18 protein-coding genes are annotated in these 19,708 nt (G+C 42.2%); 11 read left to right on the forward strand and 7 right to left on the reverse strand.

Annotated features, from left to right (window positions below):
• Positions 1–179: 179 nt before the first annotated feature.
• On the reverse strand, positions 180–314 hold the full coding sequence (locus tag AC04NP_RS15835; protein WP_482860774.1) for a DUF418 domain-containing protein: 135 nt from the start codon (positions 312–314) through the stop codon (positions 180–182).
• Between the two features lie 511 nt (positions 315–825).
• On the opposite strand from AC04NP_RS15835, the gene AC04NP_RS15840 reads away from it, so the two are divergent.
• From AC04NP_RS15840 to AC04NP_RS15850, 3 genes are all read left to right on the forward strand, one after another.
• The gene (locus AC04NP_RS15840) at positions 826–3,162 is read left to right on the forward strand and encodes a TonB-dependent siderophore receptor (protein WP_482860775.1); all 2,337 of its coding nucleotides are present in this window, start codon (positions 826–828) and stop codon (positions 3,160–3,162) included.
• 192 nt (positions 3,163–3,354) lie between these two features.
• Positions 3,355–3,711, forward strand: a complete 357-nt coding sequence (locus tag AC04NP_RS15845) for a hypothetical protein (protein WP_482860776.1) — start codon at positions 3,355–3,357, stop codon at positions 3,709–3,711.
• Between the two features lie 175 nt (positions 3,712–3,886).
• Positions 3,887–4,636 (forward strand): flavodoxin family protein, encoded by a 750-nt coding sequence (locus AC04NP_RS15850; protein WP_482860778.1) that lies wholly within the window; start codon positions 3,887–3,889, stop codon positions 4,634–4,636.
• A gap of 115 nt (positions 4,637–4,751) precedes the next feature.
• Here AC04NP_RS15850 and AC04NP_RS15855 read toward each other — a convergent pair whose 3' ends face one another.
• The gene (locus AC04NP_RS15855) at positions 4,752–5,255 is read right to left on the reverse strand and encodes a hypothetical protein (protein ID WP_482860779.1); all 504 of its coding nucleotides are present in this window, start codon (positions 5,253–5,255) and stop codon (positions 4,752–4,754) included.
• 362 nt (positions 5,256–5,617) lie between these two features.
• Between AC04NP_RS15855 and AC04NP_RS15860 the strand changes: the two genes are divergently transcribed.
• Complete coding sequence (locus tag AC04NP_RS15860; RefSeq protein WP_482860780.1) at positions 5,618–6,364, forward strand: VOC family protein; 747 nt, start codon at positions 5,618–5,620, stop codon at positions 6,362–6,364.
• A 356-nt stretch (positions 6,365–6,720) separates the two neighbouring features.
• Here the strand turns inward: AC04NP_RS15860 and AC04NP_RS15865 are convergent, their stop codons facing one another.
• Both AC04NP_RS15865 and AC04NP_RS15870 read right to left on the reverse strand, forming a co-directional pair.
• A complete protein-coding gene (locus tag AC04NP_RS15865; protein WP_482860781.1) occupies positions 6,721–7,911 on the reverse strand; it encodes a PepSY-associated TM helix domain-containing protein in 1,191 nt (396 codons plus the stop codon).
• A gap of 53 nt (positions 7,912–7,964) precedes the next feature.
• Entirely contained in the window at positions 7,965–10,307 is a 2,343-nt protein-coding gene (locus tag AC04NP_RS15870) for a TonB-dependent siderophore receptor (protein WP_482860782.1), read from the reverse strand.
• 590 nt (positions 10,308–10,897) lie between these two features.
• Here AC04NP_RS15870 and AC04NP_RS15875 point away from each other — a divergent pair.
• From AC04NP_RS15875 to AC04NP_RS15890, 4 genes are all read left to right on the forward strand, one after another.
• The gene (locus tag AC04NP_RS15875; RefSeq protein ID WP_482860783.1) at positions 10,898–11,566 is read left to right on the forward strand and encodes an outer membrane beta-barrel protein; all 669 of its coding nucleotides are present in this window, start codon (positions 10,898–10,900) and stop codon (positions 11,564–11,566) included.
• A gap of 121 nt (positions 11,567–11,687) precedes the next feature.
• Entirely contained in the window at positions 11,688–11,975 is a 288-nt protein-coding gene (locus AC04NP_RS15880; RefSeq protein WP_482860785.1) for an SUKH-4 family immunity protein, read from the forward strand.
• A gap of 106 nt (positions 11,976–12,081) precedes the next feature.
• Positions 12,082–12,339 carry a DUF8184 family protein gene (locus tag AC04NP_RS15885; protein WP_482860786.1) on the forward strand — a complete coding sequence of 86 codons (258 nt, stop codon included), beginning with the start codon at positions 12,082–12,084 and terminating at the stop codon, positions 12,337–12,339.
• 77 nt (positions 12,340–12,416) lie between these two features.
• Positions 12,417–13,019, forward strand: coding sequence for a hypothetical protein (locus tag AC04NP_RS15890; RefSeq protein ID WP_482860787.1), 603 nt, complete (start codon positions 12,417–12,419; stop codon positions 13,017–13,019).
• Between the two features lie 289 nt (positions 13,020–13,308).
• Here the strand turns inward: AC04NP_RS15890 and AC04NP_RS15895 are convergent, their stop codons facing one another.
• The 3 genes from AC04NP_RS15895 to AC04NP_RS15905 all read right to left on the reverse strand — a co-directional run bounded on the left by AC04NP_RS15895 (position 13,309) and on the right by AC04NP_RS15905 (position 18,104).
• Positions 13,309–14,595 carry a YncE family protein gene (locus AC04NP_RS15895; protein ID WP_482860788.1) on the reverse strand — a complete coding sequence of 429 codons (1,287 nt, stop codon included), beginning with the start codon at positions 14,593–14,595 and terminating at the stop codon, positions 13,309–13,311.
• A gap of 145 nt (positions 14,596–14,740) precedes the next feature.
• Entirely contained in the window at positions 14,741–15,640 is a 900-nt protein-coding gene (locus AC04NP_RS15900) for a DUF4625 domain-containing protein (protein ID WP_482860789.1), read from the reverse strand.
• 70 nt (positions 15,641–15,710) lie between these two features.
• Positions 15,711–18,104: a TonB-dependent receptor gene (locus AC04NP_RS15905; protein ID WP_482860790.1), complete on the reverse strand. Its 2,394-nt coding sequence runs from the start codon at positions 18,102–18,104 to the stop codon at positions 15,711–15,713.
• A gap of 369 nt (positions 18,105–18,473) precedes the next feature.
• On the opposite strand from AC04NP_RS15905, the gene AC04NP_RS15910 reads away from it, so the two are divergent.
• The 3 genes from AC04NP_RS15910 to AC04NP_RS15920 all read left to right on the forward strand — a co-directional run bounded on the left by AC04NP_RS15910 (position 18,474) and on the right by AC04NP_RS15920 (position 19,692).
• Complete coding sequence (locus AC04NP_RS15910; RefSeq protein ID WP_482860791.1) at positions 18,474–18,656, forward strand: hypothetical protein; 183 nt, start codon at positions 18,474–18,476, stop codon at positions 18,654–18,656.
• 19 nt (positions 18,657–18,675) lie between these two features.
• Positions 18,676–19,095, forward strand: coding sequence for an Imm12 family immunity protein (locus AC04NP_RS15915; RefSeq protein ID WP_482860792.1), 420 nt, complete (start codon positions 18,676–18,678; stop codon positions 19,093–19,095).
• Between the two features lie 216 nt (positions 19,096–19,311).
• Positions 19,312–19,692, forward strand: coding sequence for a VOC family protein (locus AC04NP_RS15920; RefSeq protein ID WP_482860793.1), 381 nt, complete (start codon positions 19,312–19,314; stop codon positions 19,690–19,692).
• Positions 19,693–19,708: the final 16 nt, after the last annotated feature.

A 19,708-nucleotide genomic window follows, 5' to 3' on the forward strand; every position in this document is an offset into this window, starting at 1 on the left:
TCCGGGACAAATACTTCTGATAAAAGTATCACCGGACAGTGACATGACATGTCACCGGGCAAAAAAAGTTTTGACTTATTGGAATCCTACCCACAAATGTGTCCCGGAAGGGTGCAATACCCATTGTAGTGTCAACGCTTTCTATTTAAAATGCTTAGCCTGATAGTTTATGGTCGTCTTTAGGTGGGGAGCCCGGGGGAAGACTTCCCATAAAATCCCCGTATTTTGAAGACTATTAACCCAAATAATGCATGCAGCAGATAATTCGTCAGCGAAAGTCTTCCTAAATATCTCAGAGCTTTAATTTTTTTCAACCATTTATTATTTGTTCTGATTCTTCTCTTTCGATGGATAACTATGGGTGATTACTTCGACGATGAATTTGGCTACGTCATCTGGCGAATTCATATCAATTTTTAAATCCCCTGGTAAAAATGAGGGTAGGGCGCTTTATTGCTCACTGTTTTCCATAAAACCAAGCCAATTACTGAAATAATATGGGGGCCGGATAAATACTTTGTCAATATCCAGGTCGTCAAATCCATGTTGCAATAGCTGTGACACTTTCCGGTTGCATGGTAGCAGAATAAATAGCTACAGGATGCTGTTTACAAACACTGCTAAATCGTTAACGTACTGATTCAATTCACTGGAAATAGTGATATACCTGACTAGAGCTAGCTACTCAATTCGACTACAAATAGGGATTGATACAGGCTTGATCTGTGATTAATTTTGTTATTTAGAACGATTCTAAATAAATCTAAACAAAAATTAGTAAAAAACCTAAATATTTTAATTAATTATTCAATTTCATTATTAACTATGAAAGTAATATACAATTTTCTTTGCCTGCTGTTACTACTTGCAGGAAATACTGCAATGGGACAAATAGGTACTATTGCCGGTAACATAACTAACTCAGCAGGAGACCCGTTACAGGCGGTCAATGTGAGTCTCGCAGGCACCGAAAAAGGAGCAGCGACTGATATAGACGGAAACTTTCGAATTAACGATGTATCTCCCGGACAATATCGTCTGATTATTTCCGCTGTGGGTTATAAAACGCTAAAAATCAAGATAGAGGCCGTTGCCAACCAGCTTACAACAGTACCGGGTATTGCGCTGGAGGCACAACAGGAGGAACTCTCTGAAGTAGTAGTTAACGCTAAAAAAAACAGATACCTGGAGAATGTTCCCTCAGCGTCTATACGCCAGGTAACCAGTATTGCCAAACTGCCTCAAAACGTTCAGGTTATTAGCAGTGAGCTTCTTATTGATCAGCAAGTTACGAGTATCATGGATGGGGTAATCAGAAACGTGAGTGGTGTAACCATGATGGAACACTGGGGAAATTTTGCCAATTTGCGTATGAGAGGATTCAGAGTCCCTGCTTTTAGAAATGGCTTCAATGTAAGTGACATTTGGGGGCCTTTAGCAGAAGATATGAGTATAGTCGACCGTATCGAATTTGTAAAGGGGCCATCAGGTTTTATGTTATCGGCAGGTGAACCGGGAGGTTTTTACAATGTGGTAACAAAAAAACCGACCGCCCAACCTTTGGCGCAAGTCACTTTAATGGCGGGAAGTTTCGACTTCTTCAGGGGTTCGGCAGATTTTGGCGGGGATCTGACGGGCGATGGAAGATTACTTTACAGACTCAATGGCTTTTTCCAAACAACAGACAGTCATAGAGGAGATGAGGACGTACAACGTTTTGCGCTCGCACCTGCCCTAACTTATAATCTCACAGAACGGACTTCCATAAATGCCGAGTTGAATTACCAACAAGCTGAAACCTACATGGGATCTGCCTACGTGTTTGCGCCTGTATCTGTAGGGTATGGCGGATTGGACAGGGATTTTAGAATGACAGATACCAATTTCCCAGTCACCGACATTGAAGAAACCACCATTTATGTTAATCTCCATCATAAATTTTCCGATAACTGGACAGGAACACTACAGCTAGGCTATCTAAAATATGACCAGGAAGGTAATTCAGCCTGGGTTGCTGGCGTAGCAGATAATGGAGATGCTAATCGAACTGTTTCTATTTGGGACGCCTTATCTAAAGGTTATTACGCACAAGCTTTTGCCAATGGTAAAATAAATACCGGGGATGTCAGCCATACCATTTTAGGAGGCATTGACTACTTTGATAAGGAGTACTGGGCCGATTTTTCCAATCGTGTGGTGGAACAAACCCCGTTTAATATCTTCAATCCTACTTACGGAATATTCCCGGTACCCCCGTTTGACCGGTCGGTAGACGTGGAAGACAGATCTGATGATCCGTTCGAAGGGTTTGAATCAACTGCTTTTTATCTGCAAGATGAGATCGGATTCCGGAATGATCGGATACGACTGACACTTGCGGGAAGATATACGATGCTGGAAACCCAGGGAAAAGAAGAGGATGACAATAAATTTACCCCGAGAGTGGGATTAAGTGTCGATGTCATATCGGACTTAACCGCCTATGCGCTCTACGATCAGACATTCTTACCACAAGCCGGAATAAGTGCCGATGGGTCAACATTTGATCCGGTCGATGCCAATAACATTGAAGGAGGGTTGAAAAAATCGTTTTTCGATGGGAAACTAAGAGCCACGCTCGGCGCTTTCCGGATCACTAAACAGAATTTATTGGTGGGGGATCCGCAAAATCCGGACTTCTCCATCCAACTGGGAGAAGTGCAGTCACAAGGTATTGAATTCGACATGCAGGGAGAGATCTATCCAGGGTTAAGTGTTGTTATTAATTATGCCCATACAGATGTAGAAATTACCGAAGACACCAACCCCGACCTCATTGGCACGAGAGTAGCGGGACATGCAAGGCATATGACCAATGGATGGTTCACCTACAATTTTGCTGATAAATCCCCTTTGAAAGGTTTTGGGGTTTCACTTGGTTATCAGTATCAAATCGACCGTTCCACCTGGGCATGGGCCTCAGACAACGAAACACTGCTGCCCGATTATTTCAGATTAGATGGAGGAATTTTCTGGAAAAAGAACAAGTACAGGATTCAATTAAATGTGAACAACTTATTGGACGAATATCTGTATTCCGGCGCGAACTTCAGTGATTTCCTATATTGGCAATCTGAACCGGGTATTAACGGAAGACTGGCTTTTACTTATAATTTTAAATAATCACTTATTATATCTCAAAACGGCTGATACTAAATGATAGTGTCAGTTGTTTTTAATGTAAATAAAATGAAAAAATTTATTTTAATGGATCATTGATCTTTTGATTAGCAGAGCATTTTGATCTCTAAGCATTAATTTTGATTAATTTTAACTAATTTAGATCAATCTTTATTCAAAATTTTAAAACTAATTATGAAAGCACATACGGCCAGTCTTATCAATGCCATTCTACTAATCATACTCTCTGCCTGGGGATACATGGATTCCGAATCTCCGTCTGTCACCGCACTCATACCGGCTTTTGTGGGTGTGGCCCTTTTGATATGTAATCCGGGAGTGAAAAAGGAAAACAAAGTTATTGCCCATATTGCAGTGTTACTGACTTTAATTATCTTCATCGGACTTTTCAGACCACTTATGGGTGTAATTGATCGTGGAAATACCATAGGTATTATCAGGGTAGCTATAATGCTCATTAGCACTGTCGTAGCCATGATATTTTTCATAAAGAGTTTTATTGATGCCCGGAACAACCGCGCTAAGGCTTAAAGGGTATTTTAGCTGAGATCTAATCGCCGGATCAGAGAATTGAAACTATCCGGATGATGGGCAGCGCAAAATCTGCCCTTTTTAAGGTTTTTGATAAAATAGAGACACATTATTTCATAACTTAAATCTAATTTTAAAAAAGAATTCCTCACATTCAATTTAACAAATGAAGTATATGAGCCAACTAAAAGAAATGACCCAGAAGCATTGTGATACAAATAAAACTGATTTCTCTGATCTCAAGGCCTTGTTTCTCAATTGCACACTTAAGAAAAATCCCGAAATATCTCATACGGAGGGATTGATTCAAATCTCAAAGGGGATTATGGAAAAAAACGGTATCACCACAGCGCTACTGCGTCCCGTTGATTATGACATTGCCTCCGGTGTTTACGGCGATATGACAGAATATGGCTGGGAGAAGGATGATTGGCCAACGATTTATGAGCAGGTGAAAAATGCGGATATCGTAGTGATGGGCACGTCCATTTGGCTAGGCGAAAAAACCTCTGTTTGTACCCAGGTGATTGAGCGTTTGTATGCCAATTCGCATATTCTGAATGAGGCTGGCCAATATGCTGATTATGGTAAGGTGGGCGGATGCCTGGTTACAGGGAATGAAGATGGCGCCAAACACTGCGCCATGAATGTCTTGTATTCACTCCAGCACCTTGGATATGTCATCCCTCCGCAGGCAGATGCCGCCTGGTTAGGAGAGGCTGGTCCCGGTCCGTCCTACCTGGACGAAGGTTCCGGTGGCCCGGAAAATGATTTTACCAACCGGAACACCACGTTTATGACCTGGAACCTGATACACATGGCGCGCATGATCAAAGATGCAGGCGGAATACCGGCACATGGCAATCAACGATCTGAATGGGATGCAGGATGCCGTTTTGACTTTGCCAATCCTGCATACAGATGATCACTTCCCGGTACAACCCGGTGATGAAAAAGAAATGGCCTTTAAAGTGATGGAAAGTGGAAAGTTGCCATTGTCTGGCAAATGTTTGTTGGTTTTAATAAAGTTTTCCACCTCTTCAAAATGCATATCCCAGCGACATCCCTGCGTAGACAGGTATAGAGGTACTACAACATCCCACAGGAGGAACATAAAACACCCTGAACATAACGCCGTTTTCCCAGTTTTGATAACGGTATCCTACCAACACCTGAATATCATTTTCAAATTTCGACTCATTTGAATCCACTGAACGAAAAACATAGATATCGTAATTTATCAGATAATTCAGACCCAGCTCCAGGCCTGATTTTTTCCCATAGATAAAACTACCACCCAAAAATGAAGTATAGGAAGAAAAACCATCTATCAGACCCAGGCCACCTCTTAGAGAGAACCTTTTTGCCGGATTGACTGGTAAGTATCTTTCATAGCCAAGCCCTGCGCCAAATGCAACAGCGCCACCGAGTTCAGCAAAAACGAGATTATTCTTGGTTTCAGCAGTATTCACGGTCTCAGCCGTTTCTTGACAAAAACCCTTAATACTGAAAAAAAATATCAAGATAAAAATGATTTTTTCCATATGCTAATTTAAGGTTTTGAATGAGCTAAATTTCATGAGCAATATTTACAACTCATGATTAGGTGGAATCATTGCGATGCGTGAGCCTAAGTTTTTTATCATGAAATCTAAGGTTTTCAAATCAAGTTTATCGCAACAAAAAAATTTATAGGAAAAATTTTGAAAGGTTGAATTAAACAGCGTTATGTTCTAACTTTCAATTTTAGCAACTCGATAATAATTTCTAATATACAGTAAAATTTTTGGGTTATCAAGCGCTCCTGATTATCTAATGCTCATAGCATACTAATACAGGATTAACCGGAAAAAGACAATCAATCATAGCTACCATTTTTACAGATGGTTTAAAAACAATTTCATCCATGAAAAGAATAGATCATATCATTATTAAAGCTGAAAACTTCGATGAAGCTATACAGGATTTTACCGATGCAGGCTTTAAGGTTTACTACGGTTCAAAAAAGGAAAAGGCCTACAATGCACTGATATATTTACAAGATCATAGCTTTATTGAGCTCCTGAAGACACAGGTCGTCCCTCCATTGGCACGATTACTTACCAAGTGGGGCGTATTTAGGGTAATCAGTCCCATTTTTCATAGACTTGGTAATTTTTATTTCAAAAAGGGTCCCATATTGGACTATCCTGTTTACAGTGCAAATATCAAGGCATTTCATGAGCGGGTGAAAAAAAGCAGTTCCAATCTCAAAGAGGATGCCAGACGTAAAAAACCCGATGGTACAGTGGTGACATGGAAGTGTTTTATGCCCAAAAAGCTCCATCTTCCTTTTGTCATGTCAGATTACCACCCTCAAAAAATGTCTGAAAATGAAACGGATACTCACCCAAATGGCATAACAGGCATCAAAAATATTGATATTAGGTTTAATAAAAACACCGCCTTGTTCAAAGGTGAGATACAGGATTTTTACCAGATCGGTAAAAGCAACATCAAAGACACTGACCATGGGTTTTCCGTAACTACTGATAACGCAATCATTAATTATATCGAATCAGACGATCATAGTATATCTTTGTTAACCTTATCCCCTGCCAGTGGACCAGTCAATGACAAATTAGGTAAATATGGCGTAACCAGCGCCAATTAACCATAAACGGAATTCCTTTCTGTGATGGATTTCAGCTGGTTTTTAATCTGTCAAATGTAGGTTGAGGCTGTGTAAAAATAACAATATTGCATTGTATACCAAATTAAATTCTGTTTTAGTTGATTGGAGGATAAAATAAATAATATATGGTCATTTTATCGATTTTTCTCAAAATAATATTTTGGGGTGAGCTTTCAACGTTTCATTTTTACACAGTCTGGGTTGCTTAAAAGTATTATTTCTGATTAAAATTTATTCAGAGATCATCTGTTCATTCGTACGATAGAAACAGTGCTGTAACAAGGTCTGCCAAACCTCTTTCTATGAGGCGGAATGGCAGGAAGTTCTGTACATCATTAGCCAGGTATCGGTTGTCTGAGAGCTTCTTGCCGTTTATTCCTGGAAGCAGGATCGGTTTTTTTCTTCTTTTTACGGCGCCCCCACCATATATAGATTCCGGTTATGTATAATACGGGGAGAAATAAACTGCCGATCATCGCTAGTATGCGGGTGGTAAGCCCCCCGATTTCACCGTAGTGAATCTGACGTTGATAAAGACCCAGAATTTTACTTCCAAGTGGCAAATTCCTGGGGTCATAGGTGACAATAAGCTCTCCGGTGTATCTATCCAGATAGCTGTAAGTACGTATATAGGGCCCTGCCTGTATCTTGTCAATATTGTGTTTAGTAACCCTGATAGGTTTATCCTGCCCCTCCGGATAGTTTAAACCCAATAGTTTGTGTTCAGGCACTATCTTATCCGCCCTGTTTAGCGCCTGGATAAATGAAAGCTCCTCAGCCCCTTCGTAGTAGGAGGACTTTATATTTGACCAATCGAATTTTTCCGGAAGTGGTGATAAGGTAACAAGCGTAACAAGCGCTGTAACCAACACCGGAAACGTAAAATACGCACCGGTAAAGGCCAGAAACCATATGATCAAATGCAAATAAAATCCACCGACATTATGCAGGTCGTAGTTTACCCTTCTCCAACGCGCCTTCCAACGAATGGTGAACCTTTGTCTGATTGAATTTTTATTGACGCTTTTTGGCCACCATAAATAAATACCGGTGACAATCAGGACAAAACACAACAAAAGAGAACTAATACCTGTTATCCATTGGCCGGCTTTTCCCAGGGTAAGATTCATGTGTATTTGAAGTACCCAGTAAAAAAAGGTTTTCTTTTTTCTTTTCTCAAGAATTTCGGCCGTATAGGGATTTACAAAATACGATAAGCCTTTATCTTCATAAAAAGTCACTAAATAAGCCTTTTCCGCCCGGCGCTGCGGCGAAAAGGACAGCAGCTTTTTGCCAGTTCTTGACTCCAGCTTTTTTACCACTTCCACGGGGGGCAGCAGCGGTAAATGTTCGTCCTGTTTAATCCTTTGGTTACGGGAATATGATTCTATTTCCGGGGCAAAGACATATATCGCTCCGGTTAGCCCCACAACAGCCAGGATGCTCCCCACCGTCAGCCCGAGCCACAGGTGAACCTGCAAAAGGAATTTCCTGGTATTTTTCTTCTTTGATCCGGATTTTTTCATAGCAAAAGATTTTGATATGGCGGGTCTTCAGCAATGTTTCATTCTATAAATTACTAAAAGGTGTAACCTATTGTGACCATAAAGTTGCGGGGATTGCCGGGAAAAACCCTAGCTGAATTAAAACCTCCAACCCAATGTTTTTTGTCAAAAACATTATTAATATTTGCCGAAAGATTGTAGCGATCAAAATTATAATACACCGCTGCATCTGCGACTCCATAGGCAGGAATTCTGAGATTTTCCTGATTCGTCCTTCTTCCGGAAACAAAATTATAGCCGACACCCGCACCAAGACCTTTAAAATCACCGTCTTGTATTACGTATTTCGACCAGAATCCTCCCTGGTGGTGAGGGGCAAGTATCTGAACTTTTCCTATATTACTTTCATCTTCATCTTTTGTAATTTTTGCTTCATTCAAAGCATAATTGAAAAGGAGACTCCAACCATCTGTGATTTTCCCGGTCGCTTCTATTTCTACGCCCTGAGAAGTGGTTTGACCTCTTTGTTCATAGTTGTCGGGGTTATCATCAAGAGGTACCGGAATGAGTACGTTGTTCCTTTTGATTTGATAAGCTGAAATAGTAGCTAATAACCTGTTATTTAAGAAATTTCGCTTTATTCCTAATTCAAACTGATAGCTGTCTTCCGGATCGAATGGCCCTCCGAAACTGGGATCTATCTGAAAAAGCGGTCTTACAGGTGTAAAACCGGTTACATAACTGCCATAAACATTGGTTTGATCATCTAATACATACGTAAGCCCGACCCGTGGTAAAAAAGCATTCTGATTAATCAGGCTATCCTGTCCTGCACTACCTTCTATAATATCACGATAATATTCCTGTCGCAAACCCAACAGTACCTTAAACCTTCCGGCTTCTATAAAATCCTGCAAATAGAACCCATACATTCTTTGTCGCGTTCTGGCATCTCCGTCTGTTCTAAAGAACGTAGGCTGATAGTTGAGTGGGTTATAATAATTGGCAAAATTGGGCTGACCAAAAATCATATTGGGTACTCCCTGTGCTTCGGTTGCGGCGTACCATCGGTTCCCTCCGCTTTGTGAAAGATAGGCATAATCAAAACCGATCAATGCCTTATGTCTAAATTTTCCGGTTTCAAAGTCAGCGGTAAAGTAAGAGGTCATATTATCGGTAGTAAGCGTTTGTTTTCTGACAAAGTAACTCATAACAATTGTATCAGAAACGGCATCCGCAAACCGGCCCCCATGTTCGGCATTGTCCTCCAAAAAATTATTTCTCAAATAGGATACATTAAATGAAATGTTGTCGGTTATCTTTTGAACCAGGGAGGCATTGAAAGAAAGCACATCGGCTATGTAATGATCATCCAGTTGATTTACACCAAAACTTATGGGTGTCGACTCAAAATCATTCCCTCTTATTTGTTGCCCCCGGTAAATAACGGTATTGTTCCTGGAGTAGGTCAAATCCACATTGATAGAAGTGCCTTCTGCGGGAAGAAAAGTAAATGAGGGGGCGATAATGGTAGCATTCCTTGTAATGTTATCCATGAAGGTTTCACCCTGTTCATGCGCGATATTTAGACGGTAAAGCACTTTACCGGTCTCATTCAACGGCCCGGTCAAATCAACAAGCCCTCTAATGGTGCCCCAGGAACCTGCAGAGAAACTGACACTTTGCTTTTTTGTCTTCAGTGGTTTTTTGGTGACATAATTGACAACACCTCCCGGTTCAATACTTCCAATCAATGCAGAGTTTGGCCCTTTGATGACTTCTACGCGCTCATAATGCCCGATAATCGGTAGTGTATACATGGCATTAAAATTGGTTCTGAGACCGTTAAGTAACACGGTATTCCCTCTGAATCCCCTTAATACAAGGCCTCCGGTGGTCAGGGAGCTTTCATTAACACCCGCAACATTCTTGGCGATATCACCTGATCTGTACAACTGCTGGTCAAACATCAGTTCTTTGGTAATGGTTGAAACGGTGACCGGTAAATCTTTTACGGGAATAGCCACTTTGGTAGCTACAAAAGAATATTCGCTCTTGTAATCTGTTTCAGGCCTGCCTAAAACTTCTACGGTTTGAAGTTGTGTAGTGCTGGTACTTAATGAATGATTAACAATGAGGGTTTCTCCGCCGGAAACAATAATATCCTGTTTATAGGACTCAAAACCAATAGCAGATATGATAAGGTTATAAGTTCCTTCAGGAACATCCTGAAGGAGATAAGCCCCATTGATGTCTGTGGGTGTACCATAAGTGGTCCCCTGAAGTACGACACTAATGCCAGGTAATGGCTCCCCTTCTTTGTCAGTGATTATTCCTTCAATAGACCCTGTAATTTGTTGAGCCTTAGCAGAAATAAACAGCAAAAATAATAGTAAATAAAGTAATAATTTTTTCATATTTTAGTAATATTAACTTCGGCTAATTAACATGTTGACTTATGGCATATTTGGACAAATATGAAAGCTAATATTATGTGAATCAATCCCTATTCATAGTGAAATTAATAGCTAAAAATAGTGACATCAGATATAGGCTGTTTTATACTTTCTTTGTAGACCAATTATCAGTTATCCGTTTCACAGATCTGCATGCTGTGGTGATCTGATTTGCCATCGGTAAGGATACAAGGGAGGGAACCCAATATGCTTTCCTATAAAAACTGTCTTTTTTAATGTAAACTTGCCTTCCTTTCGGATTAATATAAGTAACCGTATCACCAACTGATCCCGATCGATACGCATTACCAGATATACCATGCTTGGATTTCATCATCCAAATTGTATAGCTGGCTTGTGCTGCCTGGCAATTTGACTAAATCCGATACATAATTGAAAAGTTTCTGAGCCAGGTAATAAAACAGCCCAACATTTACCAAACCTCACATTAATAAATTCGATATTTACCACCATTACCACTCAAAAAGGGGAGCAATGAGCCCATTGAGTTTAGCTATATTTTTTAAGCCAATTACATTTTTGTTCTTACAATGAAACATATTCTGACCTTTATTATATGCATCACTTTTATTCTCAATGTGCATGCACAGGAATCCAGATGGGGGGTAACTTCGAGCCTGGGCGTGAGTGAACTGGCTATACCCATTGCAGATAACCAGGCCTCTGAATTGAAACCTTCTTATGGTCTTGGCCTCGTATCAGAAATCCAGCTAATCAATCACCTCAGCGCCCGCCTTGGGGTGAGATACACCAGAAAAGGCGGGCAAAAAAATATTCAGGTATGGGATGGATTCAGAGATGTAACGGTCAGTAAGCGGGCGTTTAGATTGTCATTGATTGAAATTCCCGTGGCGGTGAGCCTTGATTTTGGTAAGAAAAACGGATTTATTTTAACAGGGGGCATTTACTACGGTCTGGCATTTTCGGGTAAGGCCGTTCGGCAGGACAGGGGTGAGCCGGAAACCAGTGAGTCAATAGCGTTTACTGATACCTTCAATCCCGTTGAAGGGAGATTTCAGATGAAGGGCGCTGATTTTGGCTATATTGCTATGATAGGATATAAGCTGGACGACGTAATCATCGACCTGGGTTTAAATGCCAGCATTGCTACCGTCCGGCCCGACAATCATCCGGTCGATGAATATGAATGGAAGCATGTGGTTGTAAAAGTGAATGTGAGTTATTTTTTTAATGAATGATTCGCCTGTATATATTAAAAGCTTTAAAACACATCTCCTTTTCCTTACCCTTTTCTTAAATCCTTTTCAACTGACTCAAATCCATATTGATGAACCAATTGGTCTGTCATTTGATCAAGCGATGGTTCAAAAAGACTTCCAGGGTCAAACTTTTCTGGTTATTGGAAAAGACTATGAGGATGTTGCAGGAATCAAAAAGCAGGATGGTAGTGTCTATACAATTTCAGATGAGGGATTAGTTTTTATGAATTCGTCGGTACAAATGCTTGAAGCATTTATCCATATTTTCAATAGTGAAATTGATCTCGACGGGGACTATGACGAAGTGCTGAGAAAAAAGCAGCTAAAAAAGGTCGCACAGGCGATGAAGAAAACAGATCGGCCAGCATTAAAGGAGAGCCATTGGTAGCCCTTTATTTTGGAGCAGGCCATGGGTGGCTTATTGTAGCAGTCATGTTAAACAAAAGATAAGATAAATAATTATTCACAACTGACCTTCGATAACAAAATGAAATTTGAATCGGATAACAGGGTCTCTTTTTAAATACAACCCGAAGGTCAACGAGCTCTGCTTAGTCGCTGATTTTAAGTTTTATTTTAACGCTGACAAACAGGCATTTGAACTTGACCAGAACCCTTATGGGGAGCCTGATTTAACCACCATCTCAAATGTCACAAGTGAGGAGAACGGTTCTGCCTTGAAGTTTGATGCTGTGTATCGTGGAGAGGAAATGGCACGTATTTCGGTCGGCGATCAAAAACTTTTCCTTTGAAACATCTGATCAATTGCCTATTATTAAGCAGGCATTGCGTATGTCATTCTGCGAAAACTTTGTGATCGATTGGTTAGATGCACTTTCAAATACAAGAAGAATTCATAAAAAACAGCCTCGGCGCCAAGATATGGGAAGTAATCAGAGGCTCTCTCACGATTTTTTACCTTCCAATCGCGTTTAGCAAGTACCTGATCAACCGATTACGTGGCATTAAAGAGCCCGAACCAAGAGCGCAAAACGTCTGGCTGGAACACGGTCAATTCGATGGCTTTAAACTGTGGTCCCTCGCCTTAAATAACGAACAATCAACAAAGATGGTAGAATCGGATACGCTTGACTTTCCGGATTGGAAAGACTGGGAGGACCCTTTCAGACACTTGTTGAAATTCAAGACAGAACCGCCATTACCTGAACTTGAGTATACTTTTTTTGACGAAGTAGACCTCCAAACCGAATCTGGCGTTTATTTGGTAAGAATCAATAAGAAAGGAAAAGGAATGACCCTTTGTCTGCTATCTGTCCAAGAGAAAAGACTCATTGACATCGCCAGGATTAAACCACTAAGCTGGTGGCTGGAGAAAACCGAAAGTGGCGACCTTCAACTTACCGGGTATGCTGATAAGGGAAAACATGTGGTGAAGGTTAAAACCATAAAAACCAGGGTTAGCCTGCAATAGACTACCCATCGCGCTTGTTGTAAGACATTTTCGACAAAATGCTTCGTGCCTTTGGGGTGCCCTTTTTAACCACCAAGACACAAAGGTTTTCGCCTGCAAAATAAAAGCCAGTCATAGCATGGCTCCGAGCCATACTATGACTATAACGTAATTGTAACGAACAGCAAGATAGCGCAAGCATCCCGCTTGTGTTTTCCAACGTCGTCAAAAGACACAAGCGGGACGCTTGCGGCCATGCTTTGGAAAACGCTTGCGTCGGGGATGTTGATGTTGTTAAGGTGTACTTTTACTATTCCTCGGTGAAGCCGTTTTTGAACATGCTGACTATTTCATTGTCGAGTTCGATGGTGTGTACGTGGGTCAGGTCACTGATGTCAAGGACTTTTATTTGGCGGCGGTTGGGCGCCAGGACGTAGAGAAAACTGTCGGAGCAGATCAACACAGGACTGGGCTCATTCATTTGTCTCAGTACCTCGATTTCAGATGAGGAAGTTCTTCCGGTTGCCGCGAGGGCCGGAATGTCGGCCATCTCAACCACCCTTTCAGCCACCTCTGTGCCGTCATTGGCATTATAGACCCTTACATGACCGTCAGTGGTGTGTAAAACATAATACTGGCCGTCAAAACTCATCATGTCACCGGCCACGTCATCACCCGCGTACAGGCTGGTCATAGTTTGAGCCTCCGGGTCGATGACAAAGACACCGAAATTACGGGAGCGGCCAAAAAACAGGTCGCTGTTATCGTGGGACTTCACCGTCGCAATCCATTGACCGGTCTCAGAATTGAGGCCTCCTATATTTTCAATCAGGCTTATATTATCCTGGTTGTCCACGAGAATAACACCATCTGGGGAGCCAAAAACGCCATACTCACCGTTTGTGGCGTTGCCGTGAATGTTGGTCACTTCCACACCACCGTTATCATCGATGACAGTACCATCGGCATTCACAAATTTTACCACCTGGGGTAGGCCTATGCCCTCTGGCAGAGCAGGTGCCGTTCTAAAGGTGACAACAAATTTGCCATTATCCAGCCTGAAGGCCGCCCCGTGGTGCTCGACGGCGTTTTGGAGGGACATTACAGTGGGGGTATAGGCAGGAAGCTCAAGCTGCGATTCTCTAACGTATGTGATTGAGCCATCGCCATCGTTGAAAATTACCATATGACCGAGCGAGGTAGAAAAATGAGTAGGTAAGGGGGTGTCAACACTGGTTGGCAGCCACGATGGCTGATTTTGATGACCGTGATCGATGTGGTTGATCACGCCCGAATCAAAGAATCGCACCTTGTTGCCAGCCCGGTCGATCTTGACAAGGTATCTGCCCGAGCTACTGGTGTAATGCCGGGCGTTTTCGGTCATGTCACCACTTATGGTATGGATGATTTCTCCTGTATTGGTCTGTAATAAATCTATGGCATTTTCACGCATCAGGGAAATGCGTACCCATTCGCTTTCCATCTCTTCAAATGTTACAGCAGGTGTTACGTCATTGGCGTCTTCATCATCATCACAGGCAACGAACAAGGTCAGCAATAATAAAACAGACCAGGGTTGTAATATCAGCTTTTTCATAGTATTTAATGTTTGTTTCCGTTATGTATATATAATTAGCGTTGTTATTGAACCATTCGTCGTTTTGCCTGGCAACCAGCTACTGGTTTACCAGCGCATTTCTTTCATTTCAGGTTCAACTATCTGTTAACTGTCGATTGATTGTTTATTCAAAAAATTTTACTGAGATATTGCCATTGGCATCTTCAGCCCAAATGGTCAGCAGCTGATTATCCTGCATGTCGAAAACAGCCTGCTCATTAGATAACAGGTCAGACAAATCGATCATCTGATGATCGGGCAAGTCCGCGCCCGTGTTGGGCCTGAACTGATGGGGCCAGTTTGATGAACCCCAAATCCATTCCTCACTGATTTCTCCTTCCTGCATGGGATTTTCCTCGTTTCGCCCGGATATGTAGATCCAAAGAAAGACAATATCGGATGACGATACGTTAGCCGTATTGCTGCTGACGCTACCGGTAACCGTTCTGGCTGCGGCATCTATAGTAACCGGACTGATTTGCGGCGCGTAGTCCCTTTGGATGTACAAGGTGCCATGATGCGTGGTATTATCTGCATAAGAGGTCTCATTGCCGGCTACATCAGTGGCTTTAATCGAAAAATGATATGGACCGGCCAGCACCAACGCCCCATCGGGAATAAAGCTGTTTCTTCCATCCAGGTATATCGTAGGATCTTCCCCGGCGTCGCTTTGAAACACAAAAGGATCATCCAGCGCTTCGCGGGTAATTACATGGTTGTAACGAAACAATACGAATTCGCCGGTGTTGGTGATCCTGCCGTGGGTATGACCGTCAAAACCACTATGCGACTCAATGACAATTTCTGAGATACCTGACGCATCACTTACCTCAAATGCCAGGGGTATGCTCATTGCTTCGCCGGCTACGACCGAGAAGTGTTCGGGCATAATGTTTGATGAATTTGCGAAAGGTCCTATTTCCGGGCTAAGCAAGTCCTGATCATCTCCGTCGTCTGAATCCAAACAAGCACTCAGGAATAATAGTTGTGAAACAATGGTTATCAAAAAAAGGCCTTTTTTCATGGTTTTTACATTATTTATGCAACTTTGCTGCAAATAAAAAAATTGGTGGCAAAAATGCAACGTTGTTGCATTAATTATTCTTAAAATTGACAGGAATTTTAAGAGACACAATCAAATTACGCCCCTGTTCAGGCAAGTTGATCAACCTGTACCGGCTGATATGATTGAAATAGGCTGTATTGAATACATTGTTGATATTCACCCTGAAGTGCAGCGCCTGTCTCAAGGCATCTACCCTGAAACCCATGCCTGCATTGACAATAAAGCTCGATGGCGTGGTTCTTTCATTTCTATCTACGCGGTCTTGCTCAAATATTTGTTCGACACTTGCAAAAACATAAGCATCGCTTAACAGTGAATTCGCCCAGGTAAAACCACTGTATTCCACACTGCCCAATACCGATGCGGCCGGCGTAAGTGGCAGGGGCAGGTCGGTATCAAGGTTTAAGTTTTGCACCAATTCGGCTACCAGAGCTACTTTCAATGGAAAAGGCAACTGGTAATTGGCCATCAGCTCCAGGCCATTGAATAAAGCATCGTTCTGTTGATACTGCCACATCGTACCTCCTGAAGACAGGTAAGAAAAACGCCCGGTAGGCGCCAGGTAAATGTATTGGTCATAGTAGGCATAAAAAGCAGCAAGCTCTAAAAGTGTGTTTTCCGATTGATGCCTAAAGGTGAGGTCTGCCTGATAGCCTCTTTCAATCTGCAGATCACGGTCGCCGATTTCATGTCTGAAATTGCCGTGATGCACTCCGTTGCTGGACAATTCTATGGCTGAGGGAAAACGAAAACTATTCCCTACATTCAGTTTAATGTCGTTTTTAGCATTTAAGTGATGCGTGATGCCTGCCCCTCCGCTAAAATTTTCGAACTTTCTGTCAAATGCGGGCGTCCGCTCTTCAAACTCGCCGGTGGGTTGTAAGGTGCCCGGATCATAGAGGGGCTGTGAATATTGCCGGATATCGTGGCGGCCATGGTCATACCGTATCCCCGCATTGGTTGTCCATTTATTGTTAATGTCCCACACATGATAATTAAAAAAACCCCATTGTGTCGTATTAAAATCAGGCAGCAAAAACTCAAAGCCATCCCTTTGGTTATCCATGTATTGAAACTGTGCTCCGAACAATATTTGGTAATCACGAGCCAGGTTTAGCTGGTAGCGCGCATTGGCAGTATATGTATAGAGCTCAAGGCCCAGTGCCAAATCGCTGTTGACGGCAGCAGCTTCGATGCCATGCGCGCCGGGAAAAGACAATTCCTGCCGCTTATTTCGCTGAATGCCCAGATCCAGTTCGAGTTGATGATTGCCCAGGACAAAGGTGTTGTTGTTAACCAGCATCAGGTGTTGGTTTTCCTGTCTGGGAAAATCTATGTCTCTGTGCCTGTTTTCGTGCCGGAGGTTATAGATGCGCGGCAGGCCAATGGCTCCGGCAAAAATTCCCGCATCCTGGTTGAAGGCCGAAAAACGCCATGTCGAAGAGACCTTATTTCCACGGTAACCGGCCATCAGGCTGTAATGCAGTTCCCGGCCTGCGGTGTTTTTCAACCTGTTTTCATAAATAGGCAGGTTAAAGCCCGCATAGGTAAACTCATCGGCAGGCACGGTGTAATCCCCATAATCCTGATGGGTAACCCGGGCACTGTAGACCCAATGGTCTTTTCTGCCTTGCCAGCGCAATGAATTGGAAAAGGCGCGGTTGTTGGACTGATAAGAAGAAACCCAATCGAGCCTACTGCCATTGGCTTCCGGAAACTCATCAGCCTGTATGTTGATCACTCCCCCCAATCCGTCAGAGCCGTATAGCAAGGAAGCGGGCCCTTTGATAATTTCCACCGACTCCACATCAAAAGGGTCAATTTCCAGGCCATGGTCGGCCCCCCACTGCTGCCCCTCCTGTTTGATACCACGATTATTCACCAGTATCCTGTTAAAACTCATCCCCCTGATCACCGGTTTGGCAATTCCTACTCCCAAATTCATGGCATTGACTCCCGGCAAAGATGCCAAAGCACCGGAAAAAGTGCCGGTGTTGTTTTTTTCAATAAAGTCTTTGTCTATCATCAGTACCGGCTGGCTTTGGTGTAATAGTTTTGTCAGCAGGTTGCGCCGGTAGATGCCCACTTCCTTCAAAACATGCACGGCCTCTGTCAGGGTAATCCGGATGTTTGACAGATCCGGAAAATCCGCTACAGGAAGGCGAACCGGGTCATAGGCCAGATGCGAAATTTCCAGGAAAGCCATTTCCACATTCAGATCACAGGCTATCGAAAAAGTCCCGTTTTCATCCGATATCGTCTGTTTTTCTCTTGGAAAAACTTTGATCAAGGCAGATTCCACAGGCTTTTTTTCACTATTTAACAGAACGCCTCTGAGGAGTACCTGTCCTTCCTGGGCAAAAAGCCCATGGGGTGACCACAGACTAATACAAAGCAGTAAAAAATATCTATTATGCAACATTGTTGCAAAAATAGACATTTATTACTAAATAACAATGCGATGACTCGAGCCGGATACAATATTTTTAAATTATTAAATACACGGCCATACCCCAATATTCAGAGCAATATGGAAATGAAGGTCGCTATGTCTCGAAAAGCACTTACATCATCGCAACTTACCTGGTCACAAATCAGTGGATGCTAACTCTTTACACCGTAAATACCTGGCTTCAATTTAATGCAGACAGAACCATCTTAAATGTTTAACTTTGCGCCACCCGGGATATGGAAATTAAAAATAGTTTCGATCAAATCGATGCCAATAGTGAGATAAAAGACAAATAATTTTCAGCGCAACCCTTTCATGATGAACAAAATGCATTCGGAATTGGAAAAGACGAACCAGTTAATCATTGACCTGAAAAACTGGCATTCATTTGGCGAACCGGAAATAGCCGGTAAACTTAAAGCATTTGAAAAAATACCCAGGCCCGAATGGTCCAAGTACAGGGCAGCCCAACTATCTGAGCCGGAAATAGGTCGATCTTTGGTATATAATAACACAAATTGAACTCCTAAACTAATCGCTCATGGAAATTATATTAACCGCGCAAACCGGTGGTCCTGAATCTGGCAGGTTATTCAGAAATGAAATCGTCAAACTCAGAAAGTCCTTAAAGTTGCTGGGGGACAAGCAATATTCCGAATCTCTGAAAAAAGCTAAAATCTTCTTACGAATCAGCGGGTCGATAGATAATTTTCACAAACCTACCGGAATTCACTACTGGCGATACAGCAAGCCAGGTAAAACCTATTCAGCCGATATCATCATCGCCAGGGACACCTGGCAAAATGGAGAAGGCATCAAGGAAATTTTGTCAAAACTGACCAAAGAATATTTCAGGTTTATGATTGAATATTTAACAAAGAAAAGAATTAATGATATCGATTCAGACCAGCTTCTGCAAGATATTGATGGTGTTGTCATGGATAATTTTTTCCGTCACTAACAAAAGTAATAAAGCGTAAACAAAGCCATAGAATTAAAAATCCGGGAAAATCGACAAGGGTAAATCCGAGAGCGTGTGGAACATTGATAAAAAATACTAATGGACAAAAAAAAGACTTTAATATATTTTTGTTTTTTTTGTATGTTGGCTTTTTCGTGTATGGATAAAGCCGGAAACACAGCAAGTAAAAATGACTCGGAAGTGCAACCGAATAAAATGGAAAAATCAATCAATCCGGTAGTATATTTTGAAATTCCGGTCACAGATATCGACAGGGCGATAAAGTTTTATCATGCCGTATTCGGATTTCAGTTTGACAAAGAGATTATTGACCACAATGAAATGGCCCTGTTTCCATTCAGGGACGAAAGCTCCGGCATTTCGGGGGCCCTGGCCAAAGGCGAAATATATAAGCCAACCAAAGACGGGGTTTTAATTTACTTTAACACCGGCAGCATCGATGAGACTTTAAAAAAAGCCCAACAAAATGGCGCGGAAATCTTATATCCTAAAACCTCCAATGGCGAACTGGGCTTTGTCGCAGAATTTGAAGATAGTGAAGGGAACCGAATTGCCGTGCATGAGCCGGTAAAATGACAAGCCCGGAAGGAAA

It is taken from the genome of Agaribacillus sp. DX54, from assembly GCF_056858335.1.

Excerpts from the sequence above, each read along its gene's own strand:
- AC04NP_RS15850 (WP_482860778.1), top strand. The coding sequence starts at position 3,887 with ATGAGCCAACTAAAAGAAATGACCCAGAAGCATTGTGATACAAATAAA.
- AC04NP_RS15865 (WP_482860781.1), bottom strand. The coding sequence starts at position 7,911 with ATGAAAAAATCCGGATCAAAGAAGAAAAATACCAGGAAATTCCTTTTG.
- AC04NP_RS15915 (WP_482860792.1), top strand. The coding sequence starts at position 18,676 with ATGGAAATTATATTAACCGCGCAAACCGGTGGTCCTGAATCTGGCAGG.
- AC04NP_RS15860 (WP_482860780.1), top strand. The coding sequence starts at position 5,618 with ATGAAAAGAATAGATCATATCATTATTAAAGCTGAAAACTTCGATGAA.
- AC04NP_RS15840 (WP_482860775.1), top strand. The coding sequence starts at position 826 with ATGAAAGTAATATACAATTTTCTTTGCCTGCTGTTACTACTTGCAGGA.
- AC04NP_RS15880 (WP_482860785.1), top strand. The coding sequence starts at position 11,688 with ATGGTTCAAAAAGACTTCCAGGGTCAAACTTTTCTGGTTATTGGAAAA.
- AC04NP_RS15845 (WP_482860776.1), top strand. The coding sequence starts at position 3,355 with ATGAAAGCACATACGGCCAGTCTTATCAATGCCATTCTACTAATCATA.
- AC04NP_RS15900 (WP_482860789.1), bottom strand. The coding sequence starts at position 15,640 with ATGAAAAAAGGCCTTTTTTTGATAACCATTGTTTCACAACTATTATTC.
- AC04NP_RS15905 (WP_482860790.1), bottom strand. The coding sequence starts at position 18,104 with ATGTTGCATAATAGATATTTTTTACTGCTTTGTATTAGTCTGTGGTCA.
- AC04NP_RS15855 (WP_482860779.1), bottom strand. The coding sequence starts at position 5,255 with ATGGAAAAAATCATTTTTATCTTGATATTTTTTTTCAGTATTAAGGGT.
- AC04NP_RS15875 (WP_482860783.1), top strand. The coding sequence starts at position 10,898 with ATGAAACATATTCTGACCTTTATTATATGCATCACTTTTATTCTCAAT.
- AC04NP_RS15920 (WP_482860793.1), top strand. The coding sequence starts at position 19,312 with ATGGAAAAATCAATCAATCCGGTAGTATATTTTGAAATTCCGGTCACA.
- AC04NP_RS15890 (WP_482860787.1), top strand. The coding sequence starts at position 12,417 with ATGCACTTTCAAATACAAGAAGAATTCATAAAAAACAGCCTCGGCGCC.
- AC04NP_RS15870 (WP_482860782.1), bottom strand. The coding sequence starts at position 10,307 with ATGAAAAAATTATTACTTTATTTACTATTATTTTTGCTGTTTATTTCT.
- AC04NP_RS15895 (WP_482860788.1), bottom strand. The coding sequence starts at position 14,595 with ATGAAAAAGCTGATATTACAACCCTGGTCTGTTTTATTATTGCTGACC.